Annotated in this window: 7 protein-coding genes; 3 read left to right on the top strand and 4 right to left on the bottom strand. The window is 65.1% G+C overall.

All coding sequences use genetic code 11. The features are described from left to right. Positions 1–170 precede the first annotated feature (170 nt). Entirely contained in the window at positions 171–680 is a 510-nt protein-coding gene (locus tag AB1609_13545; GenBank protein MEW6047484.1) for an NlpC/P60 family protein, read from the bottom strand. A 42-nt stretch (positions 681–722) separates the two neighbouring features. Between AB1609_13545 and AB1609_13550 the strand changes: the two genes are divergently transcribed. Beyond that, positions 723–1,055, top strand: a complete 333-nt coding sequence (locus AB1609_13550) for a hypothetical protein (protein ID MEW6047485.1) — start codon at positions 723–725, stop codon at positions 1,053–1,055. Here AB1609_13550 and AB1609_13555 read toward each other — a convergent pair. After that, on the bottom strand, positions 978–1,262 hold the full coding sequence (locus AB1609_13555; GenBank protein ID MEW6047486.1) for a CopG family antitoxin: 285 nt from the start codon (positions 1,260–1,262) through the stop codon (positions 978–980). The two genes, AB1609_13550 and AB1609_13555, sit on opposite strands and share 78 nt — an antisense overlap. Positions 1,263–1,435: 173 nt before the next feature. Between AB1609_13555 and AB1609_13560 the strand changes: the two genes are divergently transcribed. Together AB1609_13560 and AB1609_13565 are read left to right on the top strand one after the other, a co-directional pair. Further along, positions 1,436–1,720: a type II toxin-antitoxin system prevent-host-death family antitoxin gene (locus AB1609_13560; GenBank protein ID MEW6047487.1), complete on the top strand. Its 285-nt coding sequence runs from the start codon at positions 1,436–1,438 to the stop codon at positions 1,718–1,720. Continuing rightward, on the top strand, positions 1,717–2,148 hold the full coding sequence (locus AB1609_13565; protein MEW6047488.1) for a type II toxin-antitoxin system VapC family toxin: 432 nt from the start codon (positions 1,717–1,719) through the stop codon (positions 2,146–2,148). Before AB1609_13560 ends, AB1609_13565 begins: the two co-directional genes overlap by 4 nt. Positions 2,149–2,718: 570 nt before the next feature. Here the strand turns inward: AB1609_13565 and AB1609_13570 are convergent. Continuing rightward, on the bottom strand, positions 2,719–2,919 hold the full coding sequence (locus AB1609_13570) for an SEC-C domain-containing protein (protein ID MEW6047489.1): 201 nt from the start codon (positions 2,917–2,919) through the stop codon (positions 2,719–2,721). A gap of 46 nt (positions 2,920–2,965) precedes the next feature. Continuing rightward, positions 2,966–3,193, bottom strand: a 228-nt coding sequence (locus AB1609_13575) for an IS3 family transposase (GenBank protein ID MEW6047490.1), incomplete at its 5' end; no start/stop codon positions are given.

Consider the following 3,193-nt stretch of genomic DNA (forward strand, 5'->3'; position numbering starts at 1 on the left):
CCTGTGCCGCGGCGCGGTTCCGGAGCCGGTTCCCCGCCATTCTATCGGCAAAACCCGACAGGTCGCAAGAACACCCGGCACCCTCACGGGCAGGAGAGCCCGGCCCTGCCCGCCACGGGAGCCGGGGCTGCGCGGCCTCACAGGATGGGTATTGGATGCTGATTTGCGGGCTATCGGGCTAGCGTCAGGCGTCCGAAGGCTACGAACCGCTGGTTCCGCTTCTCGCGGTGGAGAGGCCATGAGTCGACCACGACCTGTCCGAAGTACGAACTGGCGTTGACGAACTCCAGCGTCTCGCCGTCAACCCACCGCACGAACAGGCCCCCGTGCGTGACACGCGCCGTCCCGTCCGAGAGGAAGACGATGTCGCCCGGCTCAGGGGCGGTCCGCGTGAGGCTGTTGGCGTACAGCACCTCCATGGAGCCGTCATCAACGCTTCGCCACCCATCCCTGAGCTGGAGGTTGACGACAGCGTGCCGGTACGCCCACGTGATGAGCCCGGAACAATCAAATGAATCAGGCCCGCGGGCGCCCCACTCGTATGGCTTCCCGACCTGGGCAAGGGCGACTGCCAGGGCCCTTTCGGCTTCCGCCGCGGTCGCTGGCCGGGAAGGGCCGAACAGCCAGGAACATCCCGAGACGACGACGGCAAGGACAAGAAGGCTGGTAAGGAATCCCACGCGCGACAAGGAACAGCCCCCCGAAGCAAGGGCGGCTTCGGGTTGGAGGCTACCCGCTTCTACGGCTGGCATCTGGCCCTCTACCTCACCAAGGCGCCGGAGCTGCAACTCTTCGCTCCAGAGGTCTACCTCTTCAATGCCCGCACCATCGACGCCTGCAAGAGGACCTACCCCGACCTACTCAAGACCGGCTGGCTCGATGCCTTCGTGCTGGCCGACCGGGTCCGCATGCTACCTGGTGCAGGCCTGCCGCTCTCCGACCCCCTGGGGGCGGCCGGCCGGGAGCTGATCCTGGCGCTATGGTCGTTGCGCCTTTCCCCGCGCAAGCCTTCGAGGATCCACACGCGGGCCAGCGTGCCAACGCCGAGGCCGTAGCGGGCGGCGGCGCGGCGCAACGCCTCTATCGTCGTGCTGCGCCAGGCGGACTGAGAGCAATCGTTTCTTGCGCACCACCTCCACGGTCTCGGTGGCGGGTTCCAATTGGTCCCAGTAGTCCGCCACTGAATGGGAGTCCCAAAACGCCGCTTCCTGTTCGGCGGACTCGAAGGCAGGCAGCGGCTCTTCCTGCGCTTTGCGAGCCATCGATCTCTCTCCTTACCAATAGAGCCGGCGTTCCTCGGGTTGTGCCGGCCGAGCCGTCCTGACCGACCTGGACGTGCCCGTCAGGCTGGCAGCCCCGGGCAGGCAGCCACCAACGGGTACACGGACGCACGGCCGCCGGCAGGCCTCGGACGCGGTTGACGATGTGGACCGCCGTGAATAGACTGGTCGTAGACCAGTCTGAAGCGAGGCACACAGAAACCGTGGAAGAGATTGGCGCCTACGAAGCCAAGACGCGGCTTTCCGAACTGCTCGCCCGTGTCTCCCGGGGTGAGCGCATCACGTTAACACGGCGGGGCGTACCCGTAGCCATGCTGGTTCCCGTGACGCGGAGGGAACCCGTCGCCGAGGTGGTCGCAGAACTTCGCGCGTTTCGAAAGGGTAGGCGCCTTGGAGCCCTGTCCCTGCGCGAGCTCATTGAGGCGGGGCGCAAGTGGTGAGCCGTCGCCTGGTCATGGACGCGTCCGTTGCCTTGAGCTGGGCCTTCGAGGACGAGGCGGACGTCCTGTCGGATCGGGTACTCGATGCGCTCACTGATGGGTTGGCGGTGGTGCCGGCCGTGTGGCCCCTGGAGGTGTCTAACGCCCTCGTTACCGCCCAGCGACGTGGCCGGATCACGTCGGCAGAGACGGCCCGGTTTCTTTCGCTGATCGGCCGGTTGCCGGTGCAGGTGGAGCCCATTGAGCTTGGTTCAATGGCCTCGCTGGTCGATGCGGCTCGGGAGTACAACCTCTCGGCGTATGACGCGAGCTACCTGGTACTTGCGATGTCGCTGGGGGTTCCCCTGGCAAGTCGGCATGCGGCACTGCAGAAGGCGGCGACAGCGGCCGGTGTAGAGCTATTCTCCGGTGGAAGAGCCCTTCGCTGAACAGCGGGCCTGCGTAGTGCTCATTCCTGATCGCCACCTCCGCCGGGGCCGCCATGAGACCACCGCAGGCGGTCGGCAGGCGCGACCATCCCAAGTTGCGGCCAGCGGTGCTCGTACCACACGGACGGGCCGCCATCGAGCAAGGGGTCTGGCGACCTATGGTTGGCGCATGCGTGACCGATCGCGGCTGCTTGATGAGCTCCTCCTCAGATCCTGGCTGGCGGTAATGATGCCCAGGGCAATGATGGACAGGCCGAGAAGGACGCCAAGTATGCCGCCGACCCATTCCGGACCGAGCTTGGCTTCAACCTTGTCCAGGAGGCGCAACCCTAAGAACCAGAGCATGACGAAAGCAGCGAAGCGGACGATGGACGATAACAGTTGATGCGAGTTCCGTAGTGCCCGGTGGGCCGGGCGCCGTGTGTCACGATGCTCGGACATTGCCCTCCACCGCAAATAGGCCGACAACCCCGCGAGTAAGTAACCGAGCGTCAGTAAGGGTCTGGCCTCATGGTATCACAATCGGCGCCACCCGCGTGCGGCGGCCAGCACCGCCCGTGCTCTGGCGTCTCAATCGACACTGAGTAGTACTGTTGGCGGCCATGGCACTTCAGGAGTCCTTTGCAGTCCGGGTGGTTGTAACCCTGAGCTCGACTGAAGCCGTCTCTGAAGCTCTTTTCGGCACTGACAGTCTTTGAATCGTAGGCCTGACCCACACCAACACGGAGCCGTAGGCGGGATCCGGAGCAGGGTCTCTGGGTCATGATCCACGTGGCGCCCGATCTGGAGTTGATCCAATTTCGTGGACAGCCTGTGGTTAAGCAGCCGTAGCGGGGACTTCGTGGTGGAGGTACCACCTCCTCTCGAACTCGTCCGGACTGAGATACCCGAGGGCCGAGTGGCGCCGGCGGCGGTTGGAGAAGGCCTCGATGTACTCGAAGACAGCGGTCTTCAGCAACTGGCGGGTCGGCCACGGCCTGAGATCGAGCAGCTCGGTCTGCAGGGTGGCGAAGAAGCTCTCCGCGACCGCATTGTCCAGAGCATC

Source organism: Bacillota bacterium (assembly GCA_040754675.1).
Taxonomy (GTDB): Bacteria; Bacillota; Limnochordia; order Limnochordales; family Geochordaceae; genus Geochorda.

Excerpts from the sequence above, each read along its gene's own strand:
- AB1609_13555 (MEW6047486.1), bottom strand. The coding sequence starts at position 1,262 with ATGGCTCGCAAAGCGCAGGAAGAGCCGCTGCCTGCCTTCGAGTCCGCC.